Genomic DNA, 25,593 nt, shown 5'->3' with positions numbered 1-25,593 from the left:
GAGTTCCGCGAGCGACAGGCCTTCAAGAGAATCAATCGGTGGTAGCGTCACGCAAAGGATGAATCACGACCGGGATCGGCTGAAAACCCCCTCCGCCCGGAAATCTGCCCCGGTTACGCCGGCACCTACCACGAGACGGTGAAGCTGCTGGCCGAGACGAAGCGCGACGGCGCCATCCTGCCCTTGTCCGGCAAGCATGCACTCATTCCCCGCATCCACGCGAGCCGCTGCTACGAGCGGAGCGAACTCAAGGCGCGCGCCGACGGCTATCTCGCTAAATTCATCGACGCCGGCACGCGCCGGGCCGACACGCTGGTCGACGTCACCGACGACGGCATCGACCTGCGCGCCCTCGACGTCTTTCTGGAACTGCAGCACGAGCGCCGCGAAGCCCTCGATTTCCGGATCGGCGCCTACAATCCGCTGGGCTTCCGCGACGACCAGCCGCGCCGCTGGGACCTCCTGCTCGAGGGTGTAGCGAAGGCCGACTTCATCGGTCTCCTTCCCGAGCGCGACGACCGGGCGATGTATCCCGACCATATCGGCTTCGACGAATCCTGCCGCCGTGCGATCGCACTCGCCATGGAGACCGGCAAGCAGATCCACATCCATGTCGACCAGGCCAATCACCGCTACGAGGCGGCATCGGAAGCCGTCATTGCCATCGCGCGCGAACTCGGTGCCGGTGTGCCGCGCGACGCCGAACCGCTGATCTGGCTCATTCACCTGATCTCGCCCTCGACCTACCCGGAAGCACGCTTCGAGCGCCTCGTGGCCGATCTGGCCGAACTCAACATCGGCGTCATCTGCTGCCCGGGCGCTGCGATCAGCATGCGCCAGTACCGGCCGCTGATGTCGCCCACCTTCAACTCCATCGCCCGCGTTCTCGAACTGCTGGCCGGCGGCGTGCAGGTGCGGCTGGGCTCCGACAACATCTGCGACGTGACCTCGCCCATGGGCACGCCGGATCTCATGGACGAACTGCTGGTATTGGCCAACGCCGTGCGCTTCTACGACGTCGAGATCATGGCGAAGCTCGCCGCGGGGATCAGGCTCGACCAGGACGACCTCGACCGCCTGCGGCGGCATCTGGCGGAAGACGCGGCGATCGTTGCCGCGACGGTGGCAGGACTGGGCTGAACGTCCGGCGAAAGGATCATCGTGAAGGTTGCGTTGACGAATTATACGGGTGGACGGTCGAACTGGGGATGCCGCGCCACCAGTATCGGGCTCGTCGAGTTCCTGCAAAGCGAGTGCCTGTCACGGGACACCCGGCTGGATACCGTCGCGTTGCCGGTAGCGCATGAACTCGACCGGCTGCACGAGGCTTGCCACGGTAAGCGGCTCCGGACCATCTACTCCAGCAGACGGCCGAGCGAGGCCGACCTCGATCTTCTGGAGCATCTCACGCGTGAGCGTTTCGGGGCGTATTTCGACGTGGTCCGTGACGCGGACGTGGTCTTCTTCCAGGGCGAAGGAACGGTCGGTCCCGGCAACTACCTTCAGAACGTCCGGCTGTTCGGCCTGCCGTTTCTGGCCAGCCGCAGGTGGAAGAAGCCCGTCATTTCGTTGAACCAGACGATCTATGCCGCCGACGGGTCGGATCGCAAGGTCCTGGCCTCGATCTTTTCCGGTTTCGATCTGGTCGCCGTTCGCGAGGCTGCGTCCTTCGTGTTCGCGACGGAGATGGGCCTTTCCGACCGCCTCGTCTGCTGTCCCGACATGGCGTTCCGGAACGTTCGACCCGCCGCCGGCCATTCCGTTTCCATTCCCGACCGGGACTATTTCTGCGTCACGGGCTCGGCAGCACTGAAGAAGCTTGACGAGGGCATGATCGTCCGCGCCGTCGACGAGATCGCCCGCGTGACCGGACTTGCACCGGTGATCGTGCACTCGCGCAAGCAGGATCGGGAAGTTCTGGAGACACAGTTGGCCCCGATGCTCAGCGTCGGCGCCGGCGAGATGCCGGACCACCATGAGTTGGTGTCCATCCTGGCCGGCGCGAAGTTCGTGTTCGGCGGCCGCTACCATACCGCGGTCTCGGCCTTGTCACAGACCACCCCCGTGATCCTCCTGCCCGGAAACACCTTCAAGTCGGAGGGTATCGCCGACTTGATCGGCTTGGACTTCCGCGTGTTCGCGCCGTCGGAGAGTTCCGCCATGGCGAAAGCCGCCCTTGATCTCGCCGTCCGCCAGGAAGAGGTCCGCGCTGCCATTGCCGTCGGGCTGCGGCGGATCGCCGACATGCAGGCCGACTTCGCCACCCTCGTTCGCGAACGTCTGGCCGGCGGGCATGTCGACGTCTCGCGCTATCCGTCGTTGCGACCGGTTGTGAGATGGACCGACCGTCACCGCTTCGACAGCATCTACGCGAAAGTAAACCGGCACCGTCGACGCCTGGTGTTCTTCGGCGGCGCTGCGCTCGCGCGACTGCGCCGGTCGCCCGATTTTCGCGAAAGCACCGACCGGACCTTCTTCGATCTGCCCTGAGGGCCCGGACTTTGGCAAAGCCGGTCCCGTCTTTGCCGCCCTTCAGCGCCTCAGAACCTGTACCCGAAATGCTTGATCTCGCGCCTGTACCAGCGCCCCACCAGGTCGCGGACGTCGTCGGTGTAGAGGTCGCGATACCGCCCCTCGTCCGACCGGTTGCCGCCGCGCCGGTGCGGCAGGGCGTAGCGATCCGGATCGAGGCCGATGTCCTTGATCACCATCCGGAAATCCTCGTGCAGGTTCTCGAACCGGATGACGTGATGGGCGCAGACGCGGTCGTCGATGCTGTAGATCTCCCAGTTCCGCAGCCTGTTGTGGTGCAGCAGGTTGTAGAGCGGCGAGCGCATGGCGGAGGCGAAGGCGCGGCCTGACGGTCGTTCGTCCTTGTTCTGTCGGTGGGCAAACAGCGAGACCTGCCGGTCCCATGGGTTCCGCTCGCTGGTGATCACCGTATAGCGGTCGAACAGATCCGGTCCGAGAAAGGCGCGCAGATCCGTGGCATAGCCGTGCCGGTGCAGCCCGCTCAGACGGGGCAGCCGGCGCCGCACTGCGCCGCTTCGTCCGGAGAAGGAGACACTCCCCAGGTCGACGTTCTGGCGCATGAGCTGCCGCCGCACGGACCAGTCCGCGGCATACGGCTTGTCATGCTCCAGGATGATATCCCGAAAGGCTGTGTAGAGACTGCTGCTGGCGGTCTTTTCCGTCTTCAGGAAGATGAACCGAAATCGATGCGAGACCAGCATCTGAGGCGACCTCATGGAGAGAGTGTAGAAATGAAGGTGATTAATTCTGAACCGAAACTATGAACGGTCCTCCGGGCCCGCCTGTTGGCCGGAGGTCTTCACCCATGCGGCAGCCGGCTGTAGATTGGCGCGATGACGAGCCTGTTGATGAACCGCGCAAAGGGCTTGCGGTCGGGCGTGGAGCGGTTCCTGTGCGGCACGGCCTTTTCTGGCGCGTCGTGGCCAAGGAAGGCGCAGAGCTTCTCCCAGCCGTCGCCCTCCTCCAGGCAGAACTCGACGAGCCGCTCGGGCTGGCCGGCGAAATAGGCGCGCACCTCCGCATTGTGCTCCTCATAGGTCTTCACGAATGCGGCCTTGCGGCCGAACGGCCGGTAGTGGCCATAGGCGTCGCGCATGGATTTGAGCGGGCTGGTTCCAAGGCCGTGGTTCTCGACGCTGCGGAACCAGGTGTCCGCGTCCTTTCGCCGGGTCAGGATGAACCGCGCCTTCGCGCCGTACTTTTCGTTGGCGTAGCGGTAGACGAGGGGCCAGGGCCAGTCCTCGAAGGCGTCGTAGGCGTCGAGCGTCGGGTCGACCGCCCCCACTTCGCCGGCGCGAACCCTAGCCAGCAGGTCCTTCCTCGGGCCGCACACGCGGTAGCCCAGCGTGGTCAGCATCTCCTTCAGCGTCGACGTGCCGGTCTTCGACAGGCCGACGACGAACACCTTGCAATCTGGAACCACCGTGGGTGCCGGGTTGGATGGCATGCGGTTTCCTTCTCAGCCTGGCTTGTCGACGAGCATGTCGTGCTTGATCCCGGCAGCGAGCAGCGAGGAAGCGTCCTCGCCGTAGCCGAAATCGGCGAAATCGCGGGAATAGGTTTCCCTGATCCGCGCGAGCGAGCGCGCCGTCAGGATCACCGGGACGTGGGGAGACGCCTTCTCGCGGATGGGAGTCGCGGGTGCCGGGGTTCCCAGCCTCTCGCCGATGCGTCGCAGGCAGGTGTCGACGCCGTCCTCGAAGCGCATGATCTCCATGCCGGGCAGGATGAACGCGTGCTGCGGGCGAAAATGATTGTCCCGGTACCAGGGGTCGATGGCTAGGCGCGAAAGGGCGTAGGAAAGCCAGCCTGCAAAGGACAGCCGGGAGCGCAGCCAGCCTGGCTTGCGCATCTGGTAGCGGTACTCGCTGACGAGGCGCGCCACCGGATGCCGCACGATCGTGAAGGACCAGTCATGGCCGTCCGCCGCATCGATCGAGGCCAGCGCCTCGGCGTGGAGGTGCTGGGCGCTGCAGCGCAGGCCTGCCTCCCGGCCGTTCCCCTTCAGCAACACCGGGCCGTGCCGCGACAGGTAGCGCTCGACGGACGAACCTCCCGTCTTCGGAATGTGGACGAAGAGCACGCTGCGCCCGTTTACGAAGGCAACCGGCATCGGCGCGCCTCCCGCATCGTCGTCAAAGCCATGTGCCGGGCGCGCATGGGCCCACTCCGCTCAGCGCCAGTGCTCGGCGATCCACGGCGAGGGCCGGATCGACTTGTAGACCTTCTTCCAGGGCGATGTCGTCGGCCACTCGCCCCGCATGGCCTCGTCGATGTCGGGCTTGCCGGTGAAGGCGACGATCTTGGCCTCCGGGGGAAGGCGCGGGGCAATGAAGAAGTTGAGCGGCCAGCGCGGCACGAGCGAGTGCTTGAAGCTGAGGCACCACGGGGTCGGGTAGAAGTCGACGGTCCCGAGGGTGCGGCTGACGAAGGTCTGGCTGTTGCGATAGAGGTCCATCATCGCCATCGGATCCGGTCGGAAGCGCCGCCAGACCTCCTGCAATTCGCCGATCCGGTAGCGGAACACCGACATGTTGCCGATGCCCTGGCCCGGCTGTGTCCAGTTCTCGATCGTGATGAAGCGCGATTCCGGGTCGTGATCGAACAGCGGGTCGATCGGACCCGTGACCAGAAGGTCGAGATCGAGATGCAGCACCGGTCCGGACAGATCGTCGACTTCGGCGTCGAAGAGGAACATCCGCCGGAACGGATGGAACCGCATCGCCTCCGGCAGGTCGAAGGGCGGCATCGGCATCGTCTCGACCTGCGGTTCTATGCCGGTCACGTCGTCGGTGATGCACACGAAGCGCAAGGGGCGTTGCGTGTTCGCCGAAACCATCCGGTGCAGACGGTTGACGTATTCCGGGCCGTAGCGGTCGCCCCATTTCAGGCAGATGACTGTTTGGCGGGACATGGGCGACGACTTTCCAGATACTTTGGCGGGACCGGCGGCACGCGATGCGGCTAGCGGCTTTCCCGCCTTGCCGCAAGCTGTTGCGCATAGCGTTCGCGGATCGTCTCGGCAACGAAGGGCGTGGCGTCGACGCGAGGGTAGCCGTTTCCGCCCATCGGCCCGGGGAAGGGGCCGATGGTGGCCACTTCGCCGAGGCTGTTCAGGAAGCGGTCGAACTTGCGGTGCCCGCCAGACGGCTGGAAGATGTGGATCGGCCGGCCCGTCGTCGCGGCCTCGCCCATCATGCTGATCGAATCGCCCGTGACGACGATGTCGTCGGCCAGCGCGAGATATTCCGCTATCGGGTTCTCCCCCGAACCGTCCCAAAGGTAGACGTTTTCGCTTTCGGCAATGGTTTCGATCGCTTGCGCGAGCGGGCGCGGCGTGCGCCGCGACAGCGTCACCATCAGGCCCGCACCGGTCCGGGCAAGGTCGGCGATCGCGGCCGAGAGCCTCTGGACGTCGCTGCGCGTGAACCGGTGGTGGCGGCTGTTGCCGCCGACGAGGACCGCCACCCGCGGCCGCGGCAGCGCCGTCAGGTCCGCCCGTGCCGTCTGCCGCGCGCGCTCGAGCCTCTCGGCGGAAAACCGGTGCGGCGCGGTCCGCACCTGGACGACGCGGTCGCCCGTTAGCCCGTCATGGTGCTGCGAAACCACCAGATCCGCCCCCGCCCGCGCCGAACGCGGGTCCATGAAGTAGACGCAGAACGTGTCGGGCGAAGCGGCCTTGACCGAACGGAGATAGCTCACGGTCCGCCGTCCCGAGGCGATGCACAGGTCCGGATAGGGCGGATCGAGCGGCGCTGCGCCGGCTTGCGTCAGCCGTGCGCCGAAGAGCCCGGAGAATGGCGAGATCAGGCGGCCGATCGCGCGCATCGGCGGCACGTTCCTGATCTCGTAGTCGACCCCCAGAAGTTCAGCGACACCGAGCATGGGCGAAAGATGTCCCTGCTTGCCGTCGCTCAGGATCCAGGCGGACTTCGGTGCGCTCACGACCGGCGCCCCTTTTCTGCGAGCACCCGTGCGTAGGCCGATCGTTCCGCCGCCAGCGTGAGGCCGGTCGTGAAGTGCTCCAGGACATGGTTGCGCGCTGCGCGTCCGATGGCGCGCGCCCTTTCCGGATCCCCCAGCGCCGCACGGATCGCATCTGCCAGTGCTTTCGGGTCGTTCGGCGGCACGAGCCAGCCGGTCTCGCCGTGCATCACCGTCTCCAGGCTGCCTCCGTGCGCCGTCGCGATCACGGGTGTTTCCATGGCGCCCGCTTCGATGGCGGCCCGTCCGAAGGCCTCCGGCGAGGTGGCGACCGAGAAGGCGAGGTCGGAAGCCTTCAGCAGGGCCGGAACGTCGTCGCGGCTGCCCGCGAGCGCGATCCGGTCGTGTGCAGGACCCGATGCAATGCGCGCGGCGAGGTCCTGCCGCAGGTTCTCGCTGTCATGGCCGCCCGCGAACACCATCTTCCATGGCAGGTCGAGCACGGTCTCGAGTGCCTCGACCAGAACCTGGTGCCCTTTCCAGCCGCTCAGCCGCGATACGTAGACGAGGAGTGGGCGTTCCTCGGCATGGAACGCCTTCCGCAGCCGGGCGATGTCACCGGCGGAGACGGTCGCCGGATCGAAGAGGTCGGTGTCCACGCCACGCGGCGCCACGATGATGCGTGAATCTTCCACCCGGTAGACCGTGCGCAGGTGATCCGCGATGAACTCGGAGTTCGCTATCACCACGTCACCGCGCAGCATCACCGAGTTGTACCAGCGCTTGAGCGCCGAGCCATGGCCGTAGACGCCGTGGAAGGTCGTAAGGAAGATCGGCCGACGCTGGCTCTTGCGTGCGGCGAGATACCCGGCCCATGCCGGGACGCGGCTGCGCGCATGGATGATGTCGATCCCGAGTTCGTCGATGAGGGCGGAAAGCCGCCGGGCATTGCGCCAGATCGCGACGGGAGTCTTGCGGCCCACCGGCATCGTCACATGGGTTGCGCCTGCAGCGATAATAGCGTCGACGAGCCGCCCGCCATTGCTCGCGACCCAGTTCTCGATCCCGTCCGAACTCAGGTTCTTGGCAAGCTCGATGGAGCTTCTCTCCACGCCGCCGTCATTCAGCGCAGGTACGACCTGAAGCACCCTCATCGGCAACGCTCGTTTCCATATCGTTCGCGACTCGACCCCCCGGGGAGTCAACAAGCCAGTTTTGCAATGGAAGGCTAGTTAACATCTGTTAACGTCCACCATCTGCACCAACAGCGTTCCCGGCCATGTTGGATCGTTCGAACCCATTCGAGCCGATAGCAAGCGTGCCAAAGTCCGATCGCCTCCGCCGAAAGTCCGAACCCTCGGCCTTCACGGTTCGAGGAGATCGATCCTTTCGTCGCAGGCCTGCATCGATGCCCGCGCGCCGGAGAACATCGTCCGGTCACCGTCCTGCAAGGCGCTCCGCTCGACCTTCGCCAGCTCCACAATTTTAGATGGAGCTTATTTCCTTCATGTGGAAGCCGCCAGCAACAGGCGGTTGCGTCCCGGTTTCGGGCCACAAGCGTTCGCCGGATATCCGGGACTTACGGCCAGTCGGTGAAGCTCGTGGTCGGCGCCGTGCTGCCATGCTGCCGGGCAGCCGCGCGTTCGCGCCTGTAGGCGCCCGGCGCCGATCCGGTCACGCGCCGGAAGAAGCTGGAGAAATGCGCGGGATCGGCAAAACCCAGCGAATGGCCGATCTGCTGGATGGTCATGGCGGAGCGGTCGAGCCTCAGGACGGCTTCGTGCGCCAGCCGCTCGGAAACGAGAGCCTTGGGAGACTTGCCGATGCCCGTCGTGCAGATCGCGTGCAGCCGGTCGGCGGAGATGCCGAGCGCATCGGCATAGGTCGCGATCGGCCAGTGGCTGCGGAAGTTCATCTCCACGAGCTGCCGGAACCGCTGCAGCAGGCCGGCTTTCTCGCCGGTGCCGACGAGCGAGATCTCATGCGCGCCCGACAGGCGCATCATCGTCACCAGCACGATCCTTAGCAGGGCCGACAGCAGCAGCGGCGAGCCCTCCTGCGGCTGGCGCAACTCCGACAGGATGCCCTCGAAGCAGCGTGACACCACCGCCGTGCGCTCGGCCTGTCCGGCGAGCGACAGCACGAAGTCCCTGTCGACGAGGTAGCGTAGGTCGACCGATTCGGCCTGGTCCCCGATCGCATCGACCAGAAGCGCGTTGCCGACATGGCCGCGAAATCCCGTGCTGCCGGCCTCGACCACCAGGCGCCCGGGCTGCAGGTCGCCGGCCCACAGCAGCGCCGGCGCCTGCATGGCGAGCCGCTCCTGCCCGGTCTCCGCTTCGGCGGCGCCGTCCGTCAGGAGCAGGATCTGGCGCTCCACCGTCTCGGCCCGCCGGTTGAAGGACCAGACGCGCCGCTGCAGGCTGCTTTCGATGCGTTCCGCCTTCATTCGATCCTTCCCGAGAGCCTTGATCGTCCAAATGGCTGAGATCGCCAGAAATATACAAACAATAGCCAGAAAAATACCTTCTACAAGCTGGTCGGGTGGTGTTGTCTGGAGCACGCGTACCGGCGGGAGGCCCGAAAGGGAGCCGGGCGAAGCCGCCGCGGCCTTGGTCCGCGGGCGGCAAGGCGGGAGGATCGATCACTTGGCGCGAGCAACGGTCGCGATCGTCGGCGGACATGGTCCGGCGCCCATCCTGGAAAGGGTGAGCCCGGTGACGGGTGATGTCGTCAGCCGCGTCGCGACGTCGTCGATCGCGGATGCCCGCCATGCCGCCAACGTGGCGGCATCGGCATTTCCCGCCTGGTCCAGAACCCCGCCTGCCGAACGGCGTGCCGTGCTCGAACGCGCCGCGGCGATCCTGCTCGCGCGAAGCCGCGACTTCACCGTCGCCATCGGCGACGAGATCGGCGGAACGGCGGACTGGGCCGAGCTGAACTGCAGGCTCGCGGCATCGATCCTGCGCGAGGCTGGGGCGATGACGACGCAGATCGGCGGCGAGGTGATACCGTCCGATCGCCCCGGCTCGCTCTCGCTTGCCGTGCGGCGGCCCTGCGGGGTGGTGCTGTCGCTGGCACCCTGGAACGCGCCGTTGGTGCTGGGCGTGCGCGGCATCGCCATGCCGCTGGCCTGTGGCAACACTGTCGTCTTCAAGGCCTCGGAGCTCTGTCCGCGCACCCATGCGATGATCGGCGAGGTCTTCGTCGAGGCGGGCCTGCCCCTTGGCGTGGTTTCGGTCGTCCACAACGCGGCCGACGAGGCTGGCGAGATCGTCGAGAGCCTGATCGCGCATCCGGCGGTGCGTCGCGTCACCTTCACCGGCTCGACGCGCGCGGGCCGGGTCGTCGCCGAGTTCTGCGCCCGCCATCTGAAGAAGGTGCTGCTCGAACTCGGCGGCAAGGCGCCCCTGATCGTGCTGGACGACGCCGACGTCGAGGAAGCGGTGAAGGCGGCCACCTATGGCGCGTTCTTCAACCAGGGCCAGATCTGCATGTCGACGGAGCGGGTCCTCGTCCACGAGGACGTGGCCGAGGAATTCCTGGAAAAATTTGCCGCGCGGGCAAGTGCGCTGAAGGCCGGCGATCCGCGCCTCGGACGTTGTGCCCTAGGCCCGATGATCGGCGAGCAGGCGGCACAACGTGTGCGGTCCATGATCGACGATGCCGTCGCCAAGGGCGCGCGCATCGTAGCCGGCGGACATCTCGACGGAGCCTTCCTCGATGCCACCGTCCTCGACGGGCTGACGCCATCGATGCGCATCTATTACGAGGAGTCCTTCGGGCCGGTAGCCGCGGTCATGCGGTTCAGCGACATCGACGAGGCGGTCTCGATCGCCAACGACACGGAATACGGCCTTGCCGCGGCGGTGTTCGGCCGCGACGTGACGCGCGCGCTGGCCGTTGCCGAGCGGCTGGAGACCGGCATCTGCCACATCAACGCCGCCACCATCCAGGACGAGCCGCAGATGCCGTTCGGCGGCATGAAGTCCTCGGGTTACGGTCGCTTCGGTGGCCGCGCCGGCATCGAGGAATTCACCGAACTCCGCTGGATCTCCATCCAGAGCGGCAGCCAGGATTATCCGTTGTGAATGTCCTGGCCGAACCCCGACCGCAGGCGTCGCTGCCCGCTGCCGTGTATACAGGAGCGGCTGCCTGCGTCCTGAGCCGTGTCCGGGCGGCGTGTTCGCGCAACCGGTTGCACCAGGCGGGTCCGGGCTGGTGCCGTCCCCCCACCGCCCAGGCAGTGTCTGGCCGGTCGGAGCACCGCCTCCGTTCAGGCTGTGTATACATTTTTTGCAACCACCTCGTGACACGAGCCCTCGCGCGTCCTACCTTGTCGACCATCGGCGCCATCAGGCGGGAAGGAGCGGAACCCTCGCGGTTCCGTCGCCCGGCGCCCCATCCGAGCGCAGGCTGCTGTCGCTCGTGGATCATCGTGGGAGGAAGACCATGAACGTGATGTACAGGCCGGCAAGCGCGCCGAAGGCACCGGAGCGTTTCTTCATCGGCGGGCGCTGGGTGGACCCGATTTCGCGCCAGACCCTGAAGGTCGTGTCGCCGACGACCGAGGAACTGCTGATCACCTATCCGGAAGCGGGACCGGCCGACATCGACCGTGCGGTGGCGGCCGCGCGCGACGCCTTCGACAACGGCCCCTGGCCGCGCATGGCGCCGGCCGAGCGGGCGCGCTACCTGCGCAAGGTGGCCGACCTGCTCACCGCCCGCCTCGACGAGATCGCCCATGCCTGGACACTGCAGGTCGGCGCGCCGATCTCGCTGACGAAGAAGCTCGTCGGCCAGAACCCGACGCTGTTCAACTACTACGCCGATTTGATCGAGAAATACCCGTTCGTCGATGAGCGCAAGCGCGACGATGGCGGCCGGGTGCGCGTGGTCAAGGAGCCGGTCGGCGTGTGCGCGGCGATCACGCCGTGGAACGCACCGCTGGTGCTGCTCAGCTACAAGATCGCCGCCGGTCTCGCCGCCGGCTGCACCATGGTCGCCAAGCCCTCGCCCGAGACGCCGCTCGAAGCCTACATCCTCGCCGAATGCATCGAGCAGGCGGGGCTGCCGCAGGGCGTCTTCAACATCGTCCCGGCCGGCCGCGAGGGCGGCGACTATCTCGTCCGCCACAAGGGCATCGACAAGGTCGCCTTCACCGGCTCGACCGCCGCCGGCAAGCACATCGCAGCCGTCTGCGCCGAGCGGCTGGCGCGCGTCAGCCTCGAGCTCGGCGGCAAGTCGGCCGCCGTCCTGCTCGACGACGCCGATTTCGCCAAGGCGCTGCCGAGCCTCATGGTCTACACCATGCCCATCACCGGCCAGGTCTGCTTCTCGCTGACCCGCATCCTGGTGCCCGAGCGCCGCGAGAAGGAGTTCCTCGACCTCTATCTGGGCGCGGTCTCCGGCATCAAGGTCGGCGATCCCTTCGACCCGGCCACCCAGATGGGGCCGCTGACCATGGCGCGCCAGCGTGCCCGCGTCGAAGGCTACATCGCCACCGGCCGGGCCGAAGGCGCGCGCGTCGCCTGTGGCGGCGGCCGGCCGCGCGGGCTGGACAAGGGCTTCTACGTCGAGCCGACGGTGTTCACCGGCGTCACGCCGCACATGAAGATCGTCCAGGAGGAGATCTTCGGTCCGGTCGTCTCGGTGCTGACCTATCGCGACGAGGACGATGCCGCCGACAAGGCGAACAACTCCGCCTTCGGCCTCAGCGGCGCCGTCTACTCGTCCGACCCGGAGCGCGCCTACCGCATGGCGCGTCGCATGCGCACCGGCAGCGTGACGGTCAACGGCATGATCGTCGACCCCAAGCATCCCTTCGGCGGCTTCAAGCAATCCGGCATGGGACGCGAGGGCGGACCCGAGGGCCTCGACAACTACGTCGAGACCAAGACCATCCATTTCGCCTGACGGCCGAAAGGCCGCGGACGATCGAGACTGCAACGACGAAACGGCAACAGGGAGGAAACCATGCTGAGACGTACATTCATCGCGCTGGCCGCATCCGCGGCGGCAATCGTGGCCGCAGCGCCGGCTTTCGCACAGGACGTGATCCGGCTCGGCGCCAGCGCGCCGAAGTCCGGTCCGCTCGCCGGCGGCGCGGCCGTCACCCACTGGCCCAACATCCAGCTCTGGATGAAGGAAGTGAACGATGCCGGCGGCCTCAAGGTCGGCGACAAGCAGATGAAGCTCGAACTTGTCGAATATGACGACAAGACCAATGGCGAGGAGGCGATCAAGAACATCCAGCGTCTCGCCACGGTCGACAAGGTCGACTTCCTCGTCACGCCCTATTCCACGGGTCTGAACATCGCCACCGCGCCGATCATCGCGCGCTACGGCTACCCGCACATCACCACCAGTGCGGCCACCGATGGCGTGGCCGAGTTCGCCAAGCGCTGGCCGAACTCCTTCTGGATGCTCGGCACCTCGAGCCAGCTCGCCAACGGCGTCGTGCAGGCGCTGACCAAGCTCAAGGACGGCGGCTCGATCGGCAACAAGGTCGCTCTGGTCAACGTGGCGGACGCGTTCGGCCTCGAACTCGTCGGTGCCGCCAAGCCGGCGCTTGCCGCGGCCGGCTTCGAGATCGTCTACGAGAGCTCCTACCCGCTCGGAACGCAGGACCTCGCACCGGTCATCAGCGGCGCCAAGGCGGCGTCGCCGGATGCCTTCGTCGCCTTCTCCTATCCGGGCGACACCTTCGCCCTGACCGAACAGGCGCAGGTCCAGGGCCTCGACGTCGGTGCCTTCTACACCGGCGTCGGCACCGCGTTCCCGGCCTTCGCCGGCCGCTTCAAGGAGGGTGCGAACGGCATCCTCGGCATCGGCGGCGTCAACTCCGAGGACGACAAGGTGAAGGCCTATCTCGCCAAGCACCAGGAAGTGACGGGCGCCACGCCGGACTTCTGGGCCTCGGCGACCACCTATGCCGGTCTCCAGGTGCTCGGCCAGGCCATCGAGAAGGCGGGCACGCTCGACAAGGCCGCCGTCGTGGAAGCCATCCGCACCGGCACCTTCGACACCATCATCGGCCAGATCTCGATGCCGGAGAACGTCAACAGGAACGTCTGGACGGTCGGCCAGTGGGACAACGGCATCTTCAAGGCCGTCGCGGCCGACGGCCTGCCCGTCGCGGGCGAGCCGGTGAAGAAGCCGGCCTGGCAGTGACGGCCTGATCTCAGGCAAGACCGCCCGTCGCCAGGTCACTGGCCGGCGACGGGCTCCGGGCGGGGATTGCGGGGGGCATTCCCCGCCCGAACGTCGAAACAGGACCAGATCGCAACCAGATGAACATCATCGTCACCGGCATCCTGCTCAGCGGAACCTACGCGCTTGTCGCGCTCGGCCTCACGCTGCAGTACGGCGTCGCCCGCATCATGAATCTCGGCAATGGCGAGACGCTGGTCGCTGCCTGCTTCGTCGCCTTCTGGCTCTACACCGGCTTTTCGATCAACCCGCTGGTCGGGCTCCTGATCATCGCTCCGGCCGCCTTCGCCATCAACTGGGGCATCTACGCGGTCGCCCTGCAGCCGCTGGTCAAGCGCGCGAAGAACCGCGGCCAGCTCGAGGTCGATTCGATCCTGGCGACCTTTGGCCTGCTTTTCCTCATGCAGGGCCTGATGATCCTCTTCTTCGGCGGCGAATACCGCTCCTACACCTTCCTTGCCGAGCGCTTCGAAATCTTCGGCAATGCCTACGGGCTGAACCGTGTCGTCGCCTTCGTGGCTGCGGCCATCATCGCCGCAGGGCTCTGGTTCTTCCTCTACCGCACGCGCCAGGGAACGGCGCTGCGCGCCGTGGCCGTCGATCCGACCTCGGCCAATCTCGTGGCCATCGACGTCGCCCGCACCGCCGCCTTCGCCTTCGCGCTCGGCGGCGCGCTCACCGCCTGCGGCGGGGCGCTGCTGTCCACCTTCTACACCTTCAACGCCTCGATGGGCGTCGTCTTCACCATGAAGGCATTGATCATCGTCATCATGGGCGGCGTCGGCGACGTGCGCGGCGCGGTGCTGGCCGCCCTGATCCTCGGCATCTCCGAAACCTTCGTGGCGAGTGTCATCGATCCGGGCCTGACGCTGGCCGCAACCTACGGCCTGTTCATCCTGGTGCTGCTGTTCCGGCCGCAGGGCATCTTCGGGAGGGCGCCGACATGATGGGCCTCACCCCGCAGGAAACGAAGAGCCTCGGCCTCGGCGCGCTGCTCATCGCGCTGGCGGCGCTCCTGCCGCTGTTCGATGACGGCTTCTACCTGTCGATCTCGGTCAACATCGTGCTCTACGCCGCGCTCTGCACGTCCTGGGCGCTGTTTTCGGGTCCCACCCACTACGTCTCGCTGGCCACCGCCGCCTTCTATGGCCTCGGCACCTATTCCGTCGGGCTCGGCATCGAGCTGCTGCCCTATCCGCTGCTGCTCCTGATCGCCGCGGCCATCGGCGCGGTCATGGCAGGTCTGGTGGGCGCCGCGACGCTGCGCATCTCCGGCGTCTACTTCGTCATCTTCACTTTCGGCCTCGCCGAACTCGTCCGCCAGCTCGTCACCTGGACGCAGACCAAGTTCTCGACCGCCATGGGCCTCTACGTCTTCACCGAGATGACCGAGAGCCACATCTACTGGATGCTTCTGGCCCTCACCGGCGCCGTCTTCCTGACGAGCTTCCTGATCGCCCGCTCGCGGCTCGGCTTCGCCATGACCGTCATCGGCAACGACGAAACGGTCGCCCGCCATGTCGGCATCGACACGGCGCGGTCGAAGATCATCCTGTTCATGATCTCCGGCGCCTTCATCGCGATTGCCGGCGCCATCACCGCGCCGCGCTACATCTACATCGAGCCGCCGTCCGCCTTCAATCCGATGATCTCCTTCCTGGTGGTCATCATGGCGCTGCTCGGCGGCACCAAGCGGCTCTGGGGACCGCTGGTGGGCGTCATCCCCTTCACCATCGTCATGGACTTCATCTCCTCCAACTTCCCCAACCACACCATGATCGTGGTCGGCCTCGCCTTCCTGGCGATCGTCTACCTCATCCCGCACGGCGTCACCGGGCTTCTGGAGAATGCGCAGGCCCGCTGGACGAAGCGCTCCGCCCCAGCCGCGGTGGCCGAGGAGAAGCCGGCATGACCGCCGCCCTCTCCATCCGCGCCGCGCGCAAGGCCTTCGGCGGCCTCGTCGCCGTCAACGACGTGTCGTTCGAAGTGAAGCAGGGCGAGTTGCTCGGCCTGATCGGTCCGAACGGATCCGGCAAGACGACCATGCTGAACCTGATTTCCGGCGCGCTTCCGCCGACGGCGGGCGAGATCCTGCTCGACGGCAAGCGCATCTCCGGCCTGCCTGCGCATGCCATTGCCAGGCAGGGCGTCTCGCGCACCTTCCAGCTCGTGCGGGTCCTGCCCTCGCTCGATGCAGAGGAAAACGTCATGTCGGGCGCCGTCTTCGGCCGTGTCCGGCTGTGGGGCGAGGATGCGCGCCGTATCGCGCGCGTGCTGCTCGACCGTGTCGGCCTGGGCGATCGCGCCCACATGCCGGTCGCGGCCATGACCTACATCGACCAGAAGCGCGTCGAACTCGCCCGCGCGCTGGCGGCGGATCCGCGCGTGCTGCTCCTCGACGAATGGCTGGCCGGCCTGAACCCGAGCGAACTCCAGATCGGCATTTCCCTGATCGACGAGCTGCACCGCGAAGGCCGCACCATCGTCATGGTCGAGCACGTGATGGACGCCATCCGTTCGCTCTGCGACCGCTGCGTGGTCATGAGTTCGGGCAGGATGATCGCCGAAGGCGGTGTCTCGGAGACCCTGTCGGATCCCGAGGTCGTGCGGGCCTATCTGGGAGACGACGATGCTTGAGGTGAAGAACCTCTCCGTCAGCTACGGCCGGCACCGCGCGCTGGAAGGCGTCGGCGTAAAGGTGTCCAAGGGCGAGATCTGCGTCATCCTGGGCGCCAACGGCGCCGGCAAGTCGACCCTGCTCAAGTCCATCGCCGGCATGGTGAAGGCCGAGGCCGGCGCAGGGATCGCGATGAACGGGCATGCCATCGCCGGCATGAAGCCGCACAGGATCGTCGAGGAGGGCATCGCGCTCGTGCCCGAGGGGCGCGGCATCTTCGGCGATCTCACCGTGGCCGAGAACCTGCAGCTCGGCGCCTTCGCCAACCGCGCCCGGCGCCACGAACACGAGACGCTGGAGCTGATCTACGAGCTGTTCCCGCGGCTCGCCGAACGCAAGCGCCAGATCGCGCGCACCATGTCGGGCGGCGAGCAGCAGATGGTGGCGATCGGTCGCGCGCTGATGTCGAAGCCCGATATCCTGATGCTCGACGAGCCGTCGCTCGGCCTGTCGCCGCTGCTCACCAAGGAGCTCTTCCGCTCGCTGAAGCAGGTCGCGGCCACCGGCGTCGGCATCCTGATGGTCGAGCAGAACGCCCGCCAGAGCCTCGCCATCGCGGACCGCGGCGTGCTGATCGAGAACGGCCTGGTGACCGGCGAAGGCCGCGCCGCCGATCTCGCGACGGACCCCGCCGTCGTCAACGCCTATCTCGGCGGTGGCGCCAAGGCCGCGCCAAAGCCGGCCGCCGCCGCGTCGTCGCTGCTGCCGTCGATCAAGCTGCCGCCGGCGCTGAAACTGCCGCTCGACCCGGCAGCCTGGCGGGGCGCAATCGGCGACATCGCCGGCCGGGCCGGCCGTGTCCAGGCCGCCTTCGTGCGCGCGCTGCGCCGCGACGCCTCCGTGCCCAGCGCCTTTGCCGGACGCTATGATCCGAAGGCCGGAACCGATCCCTGGGCCGAGCTGGCGCAGTCGCAGCCGATCGCATCGCCGGCCCGCCCGGTGTCGAGCGACGCCCACCGTCTCGGTGTCGACGCCGATCTCTTCGCCGCCCGCGCCGGCCGCATCCAGGCCGCCTATGTCCGCGCCCTGCGCGCCCGGATGCGCCCACCCAGCGCCTTCGAAGGCCGCTTCGACGCCGGAACCGGCGCCGAGGCCTGGGCGCAGCTCGACGCCGAACTCGAGCGCGGCCGGGACGGCCGGTCGCAGCCGTCGGACCTGCGCCGGCTCGTCAAGGACGCCTCCGCGCTCGCCAGAGGCGCCGGCGAACGGCTGTCGGCGCATGTGGAGGCCCGTCGCAAGGCATCGTCGACGCCGACGGCCTTCCAGCCGCGCTCGCCGGGCCTTGCTCCGGAGCGCGCCGCCGATGTCGGCCCGTCGAAGGAAATCCGCAACGCCGGCAACCATGGACTGATCGGCCACAACAGCGCCGGCTTCGCAGTCGAAGACGAGAGTGCGCGGCAGGCCGAGGCGCCGGCGCCGCGCATCGTCATGCCGGACCCGGCCGGGCTTGCCGCCAGGGCCGCCGCGATCCAGGCCGCCCACGTGGCCGCGCGTCGCAAGACGCTCGTCGCCTTCACCATCCCCGCGGCGGTTCCGGAACCTGCCGCGGCAAGCCCGGAGCAAGGTGCCGACGATGTGGGCTCGGCTTCCGGCGCAGATGCCGTCGCGCAGCCTGTCGCGCCGGCCGGGCCGCAGCGGTTGAAGAAGTCCGACAAGATCAATGAGGTTTCCGCGACACGAAAGCGGAAGAAGCGCAAGGAGGCTTGAAAATGGCTCGCGTATTCGAGGGCATGTACATTGGTGGCGGCTGGTCCGCCACCCGCAAGACGTTCAAGGATCTGAACCCGTCCGACGGGTCAGTCTGGGCCGAAGTTCCCGATTCCGGCCGGGCCGAGGCGGCTGCCGCCATCGAGGCCGCGCATGCCGCCTTCCCGGCCTGGTCGCAGCTTCCCTTCTCCAAGCGGGCGCATGTCCTGCACAAGGCGGCCGAGATCTGGGAGCGCCGCCGCATGGAGATCGTCGACGCGATCCAGGCCGAGGGCGGCGGCTGGTTCGGCAAGGGCATGTTCGAGACCGGCTACACGACCGAGATCTTCCACGCCGCCGCCGCATCGGTCTGGAATTCGACCGGCGAGGTGATGCCGTCCGAATATGGCAAGGTGTCGATGGCCGTGCGCCGGCCCATGGGCGTCGTCTCCGTCATCAGCCCGTGGAACTTCCCCTGCATCCTCACCGCCCGCGGCTTCCTCTTCCCGCTGGTCGCCGGCAACACGGTGGTGCTCAAGCCGTCCGAAGAGACGCCCTATCTCGGCGGCCTGCTCTTCGCCGAGATCTTCGAGGAGGCGGGCCTGCCCAAGGGCGTGCTCAACGTCGTCACCTGCTCGCGCGACAACGTCCAGGAAGTGGGCGACGAGCTGATCGAGCATCCCTACGTCAAGGGCATCTCGTTCACCGGCTCCACCGCGGTTGGCCGCCAGATCGCCGCCAAGGCGGGCGCGCATCTCAAGAAGTGCTGCGTCGAGCTCGGCGGCAAGGATTCGCTGATCGTGCTCGAGGATGCCGACATGGAGCGCGCAACCCAGGCGGCCAATTTCGGCTCCTTCATGCACCAGGGCCAGATCTGCATGTCGGTCGAGAAGGTGCTCGTCCACGAGAAGATCTTCGACGATTTCCTCAAGCGATTCGTCGAGCGCGCGGCCAAGCTCAAGGTCGGCGATCCGACCAAGAGCAAGGAGCACGTCATCGGCCCGCTCATCAACGACAAGCAGGTCGCCAAGGTGAAGGAGCAGCTCGACGACGCCATCGCCAAGGGTGCCAAGGTGGTGCTCGGCGGCAAGATCGAGGGCCGCTTCGTCGAGCCGACGATCCTCACGGGCGTCACCCCCGACATGAAGCTCTACCAGGACGAGACCTTCGGCCCCGTCGTCCCGGTAATCCCGTTCCGCACCGACGAGGAAGCGGTTCAGATCGCCAATGACAGCGAGTACGGCCTGTCGGCCGGCGTCATGACCCGCGACGAGGGCAGGGGGCTCGCCATCGTCGGCCAGCTCGACACGGGCAACTGCCACATCAACTGCTCCTCCGTGAACGACGAGCCGCATGTGCCTTTCGGAGGCTTCAAGGCGTCCGGCGTCGGCAAGCATGGCGGCCGCTGGTCGCTCGAGACCTTCACCGAGACCCGCTGGATCACGCTCGACCGCGGCGGCCGTCCCTACCCGCCGGTGTTCTGAGCGGCGGACCTGCAGGCGGCGGATCCCGGTCCGCCGCCTGCAGGTCGCCCCCGTGGGGCGCCGCGTGCGGTCCTGATCCCGAAGGCGCTTCGGATGGCGCCACCACGATCGTGTCGCTGCGAATGTCCGCCCGAAGGCTCGCGAATGCCGCAGGCACCGATCCTTCCGCAAGACCTGTCGCTTTCGCCATGAGCCGGATTGCGAAGTGCCGTGTGCTGTTCGAAACGCACCTTCCCGTGGGTCATCGGCGCCTGCCGAAAAAATGCGAAGGCAACCCGATGAGCAGCTGTTTTTCCCTGTTGCAATCCCCGAACAGTTCGGCCATATAGCCGTCACTTGCGGCGACGAGCCGCGCGAGCGGGTGTAGCTCAGGGGTAGAGCACAACCTTGCCAAGGTTGGGGTCGAGGGTTCGAATCCCTTCGCCCGCTCCAGTTTCTCGTCACGACGAAAGCCGCGGTTCACCGCGGCTTTCGTCGTTTCGGGGCAGGTCGCGCCTGGTGCGGCGGGGCTTGACGTCGTCCTGGCCGGCGCCCGGGGGCGGTGGATGCCGGCAGACGAGACGTCGGGCGATCCGGTCGCGGAAGGCCCTGAGGAAGCGACCGAAGGGCCATGCGCAAGAGGATCATCATCCATGTCGGCCTGGCCAAGACCGGCTCCTCGGCGATCCAGGCTTTCCTGTCGGGCAATGTCGGGGCACTGGCCGCGCAGGGCATCTCCTACCCGTTTCCCGAGACTGTCTCTCCGCTCGGCCTCGCCGCCTGCTCAGGCAATCTGATCCACGTCATCCAGCGGCGTGCGGCCATCGACCGCTTCCTTGGCAGCCGCGACGACCGTATCGGTACCTATCTGGAGTCCACCGTCGAGGAAGCCATTTCGATCAGCGGCACGAAGACCGTCCTCCTGTCCGGCGAGTTCATCGGTAGCTGGATCACGGCCGAGAGGATGCGCGCGCTCGAGGCGCTGTCGGCGCGTCACGACGTCCTGATCGTCGCCTTCGTCCGCGACGTCTACGACTGGTACATGTCCGCCTGGAAGCAGAACGTGAAGGCCAATGGCGAGACGCGCGACTTTCGGGCGCGGGTCGAAGCCGATCTTCGGCTCGGCGGCAGCGCGATGCACCGCCTCCGCATGTTCCTCGACGGCAGTCTCGAATGCCGGCTTCTGAACTACGACCGCCACAGGCGGAATCTGGTCGAAGTGTTTCTGCAGGCGATCGGAGCCGATCCGGCCGCGCCCGACCTTCAGGCCGGGCCCGATCGCCTCGACAATCCGTCGCTGTCCTACAGCCAGGCCAGGCAGGTGGTGATGACGGCACGGCATACGCGTTCCTCGCGGCTCGCGGCTCTGCTGATCGACCGCTTCCGCTCGGAAGCCGATGCGCGGCCGGATCCCGTCTACGAAGACGTCGACGGGCTCCTGCTCGGCGCACACGGAGAGCTCATTTCCCGGATCAACGGCTTCCTGCCGAAAGAGCACGCAGTGCGCGATACGCCTCGTGGTGGTGCAGCGACGGAGGATGACGGCTTTTCCACCCACGACATGGCGACGTTCATGCAGACGGTGCGGACCCTGATCGAGGGTATCGAGGACCGCCCGCCCGGCGCCGGGCCGCGCAGGACCGAACTGCCTGCGGATTTCGATCCGGACGAGTATCTGCTGCGCAACCCGGATGTGGCGGCGGCCAATGCAGACCCGTCCGAGCACTATCTGATCCATGGCCGCTACGAGGGAAGGAGCTATCGCGCCGGCTAGGTGGTACGGCCCGCCGGCCGCTGCGGCTCGGCGGACGATCCGACGTCGCGGAGCCCGCGATCCCGGGCAATCGCCTCGATCTCCGCCACCATGCCGGCACCGTCCGCGCCGAATCCTTCGACGAACCGGATCGTCTTCTGCCGCGCGACGGGATCGAGCCAGACCGGCGACTTCTTGAGGAAGGGATAGCCGGCCGTCTCGTGGAGATAGGCGGGAATGGTGTAGGCCATTCCCTGCCGTGCGACGGCCATGAGAAACAGCTTCTCCAGCGTCCGCCGAGGCACCGCGCCTGCTGCGTCGTCGGCGAGAAACGCTGCGATCGTGTCGCGGAGCACGGAGTGTTCGGGAATGATGATCCGGCCGGCGTGGTGGCGCAGCGCGGCGTGGTCGAGCCGGGCGAGGTCGCCGTCGATGCCGTCGATCTCGAACACGCTGCCGTGCCGGTGGCCGCGCCGGATCGCCCATTGCGTCAGCCCGATCTCGCCGCGGCGCACCGTCCGCGACTTGACGTCCGAGAGGTGGAAGCCGCGCCAGAACCGGAGGAAATCGGGATCCGAAATCAGCGCGGCCGACATCGATAGCGCGAAGGAGCAGTAGTGGAAGCTGCGCCTCGTCCTGTCCTGGCGCCATTCGAGGCTCTCGAACCGCGCGACGTCGGGCGGGTCGATCGCGTAGTTGCTTGCCGCGCCCACGTAGTCGAGCCCGCTCCCCTCGGCCAGCGTCAGCCAGTCGCGGGATCCGGGAAGCGGGAACCAGCAGGAATCGTTGAGAAGCACCAGGCGCCGCAGCGTCGGCAGTTCCTCTTCGAGCGATAGCACGCCCTCGCGATAGGCGCCGAAATCATAGCCGAAGTTGGCCCGCTCGATGAGGAGCGAACTTTGCCGTGCGAGCGCCGCGCGGTCGGCCGGGTCGAGCGCAAGATTGCTCACCGTCACGGGGGAGTAGCCGCGCGAGGCGATGTAGCGCAGGCTTTCGGCATGGCTGGCCTGCACGCCATGGCGCGGAAACACCACGTAGATCGCCGCCTTGTCCGTTCGCGGCACGCACCCGATGGTTCGGACCTGCGCCGGCCGCAGCGTCCTGTCGTGCCGGCGCGTGGCCAGGAGATATTCGCCCGCCATGGCCGAGAAACCCGCGATCTGGCGCAGCACCCGGCCAATCTCGCGCTTCAGTTTGCGCCCGTCGAGGCTCATGCGGCCACGCGCCCGCCTCGCGCAGCGCCCGCCCCGGCCCACGCCTCCTCGATCACGCCGCGCAGGAAGGCCCATTGCTTGCCGCGCTTCAGCGGCGACCAGATGAGTTCGGGGTTCAGGCACTGGATGGCCGCCGAGGCCAAGGCCTCGGGCACAGCGAAGGGCACACCGTGCTTGCGCGCGGCATAGATCCTCGATCGGCCCATCCACCATCCCTTGCGCCTGGCGATCGAGACCGAACGGCTCGATCCGCGCCCGCCCGCATGCACGACGACCGCATCGCGGACATATCTCAGTTCCGCTCCGCCCTCGCGCAGCCGGATGCTGAGGTCGTCGTCCTCGTGGTAGAGGAAGATCCGCTCGTCGAAGCCGCCGGACGCCTCGAAGGCCTCGCGCCGGACGCAGAGCGCCGCACCGCTGAGCACCGGCACGACGTCGTCGCGGACGGGCTCCGCCATCCACTGCGACCGCGGCAGAAGCACGCTGCGCCCCTTGAACACCGAGCGTCCCTCGCGGTCGACGAGGCGCGGGCTCGCCGCCACGCAGGCGGGATGGCGGTCGAAGGCGACGAGCATGTCGTCGAGTGCGCCCTCCAGCAGCCGCGCGTCGGGGTTCACGAAGAAGACGAATTCTGTCGAGGTCGCGGCGCTGCCCAGGTTGCAGGCCGCACCGAAGCCGATGTTGCGACCGTTGGCGATGAACCTCGCGCCGGACTGAGCGGCGAGTTTCGCAATCAGCTCGACGTCCGATCCTGCATTGTCGACGATGACGACCGCGCAGCGCCCGGCGACGCTTGCCAGGAGATCGCCGACCACCGCGCCGCTTTCATGCGTGACGCAGACGATCGATATCCGATCCGCGACGGCGGAGCCGCTGGGCGTCATCGCGGTCCGCTCCGGAACGCCCGTCCCGCGCCGAAGCGCCGCCGGCTCATGGCGCAAAGCCCGATGCCTCGATGCGCCGCCGCATCGCTCACGTCCCGGCCACGCCGGTCAGGTTCGCCACCGGCCCCGCATCGGGAAGGAGCTGGTAGGTGTAGAGGCGGCGATAGGCGCCGTCGGTCCGCAGCAGTTCGGAGGGAGGGCCCTGCTCGACGACCCTGCCGTTCTCGATGACGACGATGTGGTCCGCCCGTGCGACCGTCGACAGGCGGTGGGCGATGGTGATCGTCGTGCGGCCATGTGCCAGCTGTTCGATTGCCGTGCGGATGCCGGCCTCCGATTCGGAGTCCAGCGAGCTCGTCGCCTCGTCGAGGATCAGGATCTCGCTGTTGCGCAGGAAGGCGCGGGCGACCGTGATGCGCTGCTTCTGTCCGCCCGAAAGGTTGCGCCCGTTCTCGCCGACGTCGGTATCGTAGCCGTTGGGCAGCGACATGATGAAGCCGTGCGCGCTCGCCGCCTTTGCGGCCTCCACGATCTGCTCCTCGCTCGCCGCCTCGTCGCCGAGCGCGATGTTGTGGCGGATGGTCCCGGCGAAGAGAAACGGATCCTGGCCGACATAGGAGATGCGCCGCCGCAGCGACTTGAACGTCACCTTGGCGATGTCGTGTCCGTCGACGGTCAGGCGGCCGCTGTCCGGGTCGTAGAGCCGCATGACCAGATTGATGATCGTCGACTTCCCGGCGCCGGACGGCCCGACCAGTGCGGTGACCTTGCCGGGTTCGAAGCTGATGTCCAGGTCCTTCAGGATCGCGGGGCCGCCGCGATAGGCGAACCCGACCTTCTCCAGCCGGATGAAGCCCGGACCCGCCGGCAGGTCCACCGCATCCGGCGCCTCCTTCAGCTCGATCGGATGATCGAGGATTTCGAACAGCATCCTGACGCCGACCATGTTGGCTTCGATCTGCACGCGCATGCGGGCCAGCCGCTTGGCAGGCTCGTAGGTCAGGAGCAGCGCCGTCATGAAGGAAACCAGTTCGCCCGGCGTGTTGCCGTTCTGGATCACCGCGATCGCGCTCAAGGCGATGGCGCCCGCGATCGCGATTCCCGCCAGCGTCTCCATCATGGGCGAGGTGGCAGCCTCGATGCGGGTGATCGCGTTGGCTCTTTTCTCGACCGCGGTGATCGACCTGTCCATGTCGCGCGTCAGCACCGGTTCCAGCCCGTAGGACTTCACGATCCTGAACCCGGTCGTGGCCTCCTGCACGACGCGGATGATCTCGCCGAGCGACGCCATCTCCATCTCCATGATCTTTCGCACCCTGGAGATCAGCAGGCGCGTTCCGACCAGCGCGAGCGGCCCGAGGACCAGCGCGACCGTCGACAGGAGCGGCTGCTGGATGATCATCACGATCACCAGGCCGACGATCGTGAGGCTGTCGCGGACGAAGGACAGGACGATGGTGTCGATGACGCTGCGCGCGGCCTGCGCCGCATGCGTGACACGCAGCAGCAGGTCCGACGTCGCCCTGCTCTGGATGAAGGTCAGGTCGCTGCGGATGATGCGGTCGAACACTTCGCGTTGATTGTCCGCGATGATCCGGTTGCCGGCCCGGCTGAGAAACACCGTCTGCAGGTAGGTGCTGGCCCCCTTGACGACGAAGATGAGTGCGACGGCGCCGGCGACCCCCATTGTCTTCAGGACGTCGCGATCGACGACGACGCCGTTGACGATCTCGCGCATGATGTAGGCTGTCGAGGCCGTCATGCCGGCCGTCACCACCATGCCCACCATGGCCAGCGCATACCATTTGAACTGCTTGCGGAAACTGTCCTGGAACAGCCGGACCAGCAGGCCGTTCTCGATCTTGAAGAGACGTTGAAGGAGATCCATCAACGGTCTCGTCGCCGAAGCGAGCCAAGATGCCATGTCCCGTTCATCTCCAGGTTGCGCGGTTGGCGGTCGAACGGATTGCGATCCTTTGCCCTTCGCAAATCGGGGACCGGAAGGCAACGGGTGCCGTTGGGGTCGGCGTGCGAATTGATCGCCACGGTTGGCACTGACGCACCTCCCTTCCTGCGCATCCGGCGGCGTCATGCACCACGTTTTCGCTTGTGGTGCGCTCGGCTTCTGGTTAGTGGGCGCACAGTGTGCCGCACAACTGCCGGCGGCGCGGGACCAGCCTGCCGTGGCGCAATACATCACCCTTTGTGGAATGCGCGGCCGTGGACGCGGCGCCTTGAAGATGCTGTC

21 protein-coding genes and 1 tRNA gene are annotated in these 25,593 nt (G+C 67.1%); 12 read left to right on the top strand and 10 right to left on the bottom strand.

Going from position 1 to position 25,593, the window contains the following annotated elements; translation table 11 throughout:
- The first annotated feature begins 138 nt into the window (after nucleotides 1-138).
- A complete protein-coding gene (locus tag N1F91_RS20450) occupies nucleotides 139-1,140 on the top strand; it encodes a hypothetical protein (protein WP_289995015.1) in 1,002 nt (333 codons plus the stop codon).
- A gap of 33 nt (nucleotides 1,141-1,173) precedes the next feature.
- Nucleotides 1,174-2,490: a polysaccharide pyruvyl transferase family protein gene (locus tag N1F91_RS20445; protein WP_289995014.1), complete on the top strand. Its 1,317-nt coding sequence runs from the start codon at nucleotides 1,174-1,176 to the stop codon at nucleotides 2,488-2,490.
- Nucleotides 2,491-2,540: 50 nt separating this feature from the next.
- Here the strand turns inward: N1F91_RS20445 and N1F91_RS20440 are convergent, their stop codons facing one another.
- The 7 genes from N1F91_RS20440 to N1F91_RS20410 all read right to left on the bottom strand — a co-directional run bounded on the left by N1F91_RS20440 (nucleotide 2,541) and on the right by N1F91_RS20410 (nucleotide 8,905).
- Nucleotides 2,541-3,233, bottom strand: a complete 693-nt coding sequence (locus N1F91_RS20440; RefSeq protein ID WP_289995012.1) for a hypothetical protein — start codon at nucleotides 3,231-3,233, stop codon at nucleotides 2,541-2,543.
- Between the two features lie 98 nt (nucleotides 3,234-3,331).
- A complete protein-coding gene (locus N1F91_RS20435; protein WP_289995006.1) occupies nucleotides 3,332-3,979 on the bottom strand; it encodes a sulfotransferase family protein in 648 nt (215 codons plus the stop codon).
- A gap of 12 nt (nucleotides 3,980-3,991) precedes the next feature.
- On the bottom strand, nucleotides 3,992-4,645 hold the full coding sequence (locus N1F91_RS20430) for a sulfotransferase family 2 domain-containing protein (protein WP_289995005.1): 654 nt from the start codon (nucleotides 4,643-4,645) through the stop codon (nucleotides 3,992-3,994).
- A gap of 60 nt (nucleotides 4,646-4,705) precedes the next feature.
- Nucleotides 4,706-5,446, bottom strand: a complete 741-nt coding sequence (locus tag N1F91_RS20425; protein WP_289995004.1) for a hypothetical protein — start codon at nucleotides 5,444-5,446, stop codon at nucleotides 4,706-4,708.
- 50 nt (nucleotides 5,447-5,496) lie between these two features.
- A complete protein-coding gene (locus N1F91_RS20420; RefSeq protein ID WP_289995002.1) occupies nucleotides 5,497-6,477 on the bottom strand; it encodes a mitochondrial fission ELM1 family protein in 981 nt (326 codons plus the stop codon).
- The gene (locus tag N1F91_RS20415) at nucleotides 6,474-7,610 is read right to left on the bottom strand and encodes a glycosyltransferase family 4 protein (protein ID WP_289995001.1); all 1,137 of its coding nucleotides are present in this window, start codon (nucleotides 7,608-7,610) and stop codon (nucleotides 6,474-6,476) included. The genes N1F91_RS20420 and N1F91_RS20415 overlap by 4 nt, the downstream gene beginning before the upstream one ends.
- A gap of 425 nt (nucleotides 7,611-8,035) precedes the next feature.
- A complete protein-coding gene (locus N1F91_RS20410; RefSeq protein WP_289995000.1) occupies nucleotides 8,036-8,905 on the bottom strand; it encodes a helix-turn-helix domain-containing protein in 870 nt (289 codons plus the stop codon).
- 199 nt (nucleotides 8,906-9,104) lie between these two features.
- Between N1F91_RS20410 and N1F91_RS20405 the strand changes: the two genes are divergently transcribed.
- The 10 genes from N1F91_RS20405 (at nucleotide 9,105) to N1F91_RS20360 (ending at nucleotide 21,268) form a co-directional block, all read left to right on the top strand.
- Nucleotides 9,105-10,547, top strand: coding sequence for an aldehyde dehydrogenase (locus N1F91_RS20405; RefSeq protein ID WP_289994999.1), 1,443 nt, complete (start codon nucleotides 9,105-9,107; stop codon nucleotides 10,545-10,547).
- Between the two features lie 361 nt (nucleotides 10,548-10,908).
- Entirely contained in the window at nucleotides 10,909-12,372 is a 1,464-nt protein-coding gene (locus tag N1F91_RS20400) for an aldehyde dehydrogenase (protein WP_289994998.1), read from the top strand.
- A gap of 60 nt (nucleotides 12,373-12,432) precedes the next feature.
- Nucleotides 12,433-13,629, top strand: coding sequence for an amino acid ABC transporter substrate-binding protein (locus N1F91_RS20395; RefSeq protein WP_289994997.1), 1,197 nt, complete (start codon nucleotides 12,433-12,435; stop codon nucleotides 13,627-13,629).
- Nucleotides 13,630-13,748: 119 nt separating this feature from the next.
- On the top strand, nucleotides 13,749-14,615 hold the full coding sequence (locus N1F91_RS20390) for a branched-chain amino acid ABC transporter permease (RefSeq protein ID WP_289994996.1): 867 nt from the start codon (nucleotides 13,749-13,751) through the stop codon (nucleotides 14,613-14,615).
- Nucleotides 14,612-15,580 (top strand): branched-chain amino acid ABC transporter permease, encoded by a 969-nt coding sequence (locus N1F91_RS20385; protein WP_289994995.1) that lies wholly within the window; start codon nucleotides 14,612-14,614, stop codon nucleotides 15,578-15,580. Before N1F91_RS20390 ends, N1F91_RS20385 begins: the two co-directional genes overlap by 4 nt.
- A complete protein-coding gene (locus N1F91_RS20380; RefSeq protein WP_289994994.1) occupies nucleotides 15,577-16,305 on the top strand; it encodes an ABC transporter ATP-binding protein in 729 nt (242 codons plus the stop codon). Before N1F91_RS20385 ends, N1F91_RS20380 begins: the two co-directional genes overlap by 4 nt.
- Nucleotides 16,298-18,052: an ABC transporter ATP-binding protein gene (locus N1F91_RS31155; RefSeq protein ID WP_354670554.1), complete on the top strand. Its 1,755-nt coding sequence runs from the start codon at nucleotides 16,298-16,300 to the stop codon at nucleotides 18,050-18,052. The genes N1F91_RS20380 and N1F91_RS31155 overlap by 8 nt, the downstream gene beginning before the upstream one ends.
- A gap of 2 nt (nucleotides 18,053-18,054) precedes the next feature.
- Nucleotides 18,055-19,515 carry an aldehyde dehydrogenase family protein gene (locus N1F91_RS20370; protein ID WP_289994992.1) on the top strand — a complete coding sequence of 487 codons (1,461 nt, stop codon included), beginning with the start codon at nucleotides 18,055-18,057 and terminating at the stop codon, nucleotides 19,513-19,515.
- A gap of 357 nt (nucleotides 19,516-19,872) precedes the next feature.
- Nucleotides 19,873-19,947, top strand: a tRNA-Gly gene (locus tag N1F91_RS20365).
- A 178-nt stretch (nucleotides 19,948-20,125) separates the two neighbouring features.
- Nucleotides 20,126-21,268 (top strand): hypothetical protein, encoded by a 1,143-nt coding sequence (locus tag N1F91_RS20360; protein ID WP_289994991.1) that lies wholly within the window; start codon nucleotides 20,126-20,128, stop codon nucleotides 21,266-21,268.
- Here the strand turns inward: N1F91_RS20360 and N1F91_RS20355 are convergent.
- The 3 genes from N1F91_RS20355 to N1F91_RS20345 all read right to left on the bottom strand — a co-directional run bounded on the left by N1F91_RS20355 (nucleotide 21,265) and on the right by N1F91_RS20345 (nucleotide 25,233).
- Nucleotides 21,265-22,461: a rhamnan synthesis F family protein gene (locus N1F91_RS20355; RefSeq protein WP_289994990.1), complete on the bottom strand. Its 1,197-nt coding sequence runs from the start codon at nucleotides 22,459-22,461 to the stop codon at nucleotides 21,265-21,267. The two genes, N1F91_RS20360 and N1F91_RS20355, sit on opposite strands and share 4 nt — an antisense overlap.
- On the bottom strand, nucleotides 22,458-23,345 hold the full coding sequence (locus N1F91_RS20350) for a glycosyltransferase family 2 protein (RefSeq protein ID WP_289994989.1): 888 nt from the start codon (nucleotides 23,343-23,345) through the stop codon (nucleotides 22,458-22,460). Before N1F91_RS20350 ends, N1F91_RS20355 begins: the two co-directional genes overlap by 4 nt.
- An 88-nt stretch (nucleotides 23,346-23,433) precedes the next feature.
- On the bottom strand, nucleotides 23,434-25,233 hold the full coding sequence (locus N1F91_RS20345) for an ABC transporter ATP-binding protein (protein ID WP_289994988.1): 1,800 nt from the start codon (nucleotides 25,231-25,233) through the stop codon (nucleotides 23,434-23,436).
- Between the last annotated feature and the right edge of the window lie 360 nt (nucleotides 25,234-25,593).

Source organism: Aquibium sp. ELW1220 (genome assembly GCF_030398385.1).
In the GTDB taxonomy this organism is placed as follows: domain Bacteria; phylum Pseudomonadota; class Alphaproteobacteria; order Rhizobiales; family Rhizobiaceae; genus Aquibium.
This window is presented reverse-complemented; position numbering and strand designations above follow the sequence as displayed.

Coding starts and splice junctions, on each gene's coding strand:
- N1F91_RS20395 (WP_289994997.1), top strand. CDS start 12,433: ATGCTGAGACGTACATTCATCGCGCTGGCCGCATCCGCGGCGGCAATC.
- N1F91_RS20345 (WP_289994988.1), bottom strand. CDS start 25,233: ATGGATCTCCTTCAACGTCTCTTCAAGATCGAGAACGGCCTGCTGGTC.
- N1F91_RS20350 (WP_289994989.1), bottom strand. CDS start 23,345: ATGACGCCCAGCGGCTCCGCCGTCGCGGATCGGATATCGATCGTCTGC.
- N1F91_RS20390 (WP_289994996.1), top strand. CDS start 13,749: ATGAACATCATCGTCACCGGCATCCTGCTCAGCGGAACCTACGCGCTT.
- N1F91_RS20440 (WP_289995012.1), bottom strand. CDS start 3,233: ATGCTGGTCTCGCATCGATTTCGGTTCATCTTCCTGAAGACGGAAAAG.
- N1F91_RS20400 (WP_289994998.1), top strand. CDS start 10,909: ATGAACGTGATGTACAGGCCGGCAAGCGCGCCGAAGGCACCGGAGCGT.
- N1F91_RS31155 (WP_354670554.1), top strand. CDS start 16,298: ATGCTTGAGGTGAAGAACCTCTCCGTCAGCTACGGCCGGCACCGCGCG.
- N1F91_RS20415 (WP_289995001.1), bottom strand. CDS start 7,610: ATGAGGGTGCTTCAGGTCGTACCTGCGCTGAATGACGGCGGCGTGGAG.
- N1F91_RS20385 (WP_289994995.1), top strand. CDS start 14,612: ATGATGGGCCTCACCCCGCAGGAAACGAAGAGCCTCGGCCTCGGCGCG.
- N1F91_RS20380 (WP_289994994.1), top strand. CDS start 15,577: ATGACCGCCGCCCTCTCCATCCGCGCCGCGCGCAAGGCCTTCGGCGGC.
- N1F91_RS20360 (WP_289994991.1), top strand. CDS start 20,126: ATGCGCAAGAGGATCATCATCCATGTCGGCCTGGCCAAGACCGGCTCC.
- N1F91_RS20355 (WP_289994990.1), bottom strand. CDS start 22,461: ATGAGCCTCGACGGGCGCAAACTGAAGCGCGAGATTGGCCGGGTGCTG.
- N1F91_RS20430 (WP_289995005.1), bottom strand. CDS start 4,645: ATGCCGGTTGCCTTCGTAAACGGGCGCAGCGTGCTCTTCGTCCACATT.
- N1F91_RS20425 (WP_289995004.1), bottom strand. CDS start 5,446: ATGTCCCGCCAAACAGTCATCTGCCTGAAATGGGGCGACCGCTACGGC.
- N1F91_RS20410 (WP_289995000.1), bottom strand. CDS start 8,905: ATGAAGGCGGAACGCATCGAAAGCAGCCTGCAGCGGCGCGTCTGGTCC.
- N1F91_RS20435 (WP_289995006.1), bottom strand. CDS start 3,979: ATGCCATCCAACCCGGCACCCACGGTGGTTCCAGATTGCAAGGTGTTC.
- N1F91_RS20370 (WP_289994992.1), top strand. CDS start 18,055: ATGGCTCGCGTATTCGAGGGCATGTACATTGGTGGCGGCTGGTCCGCC.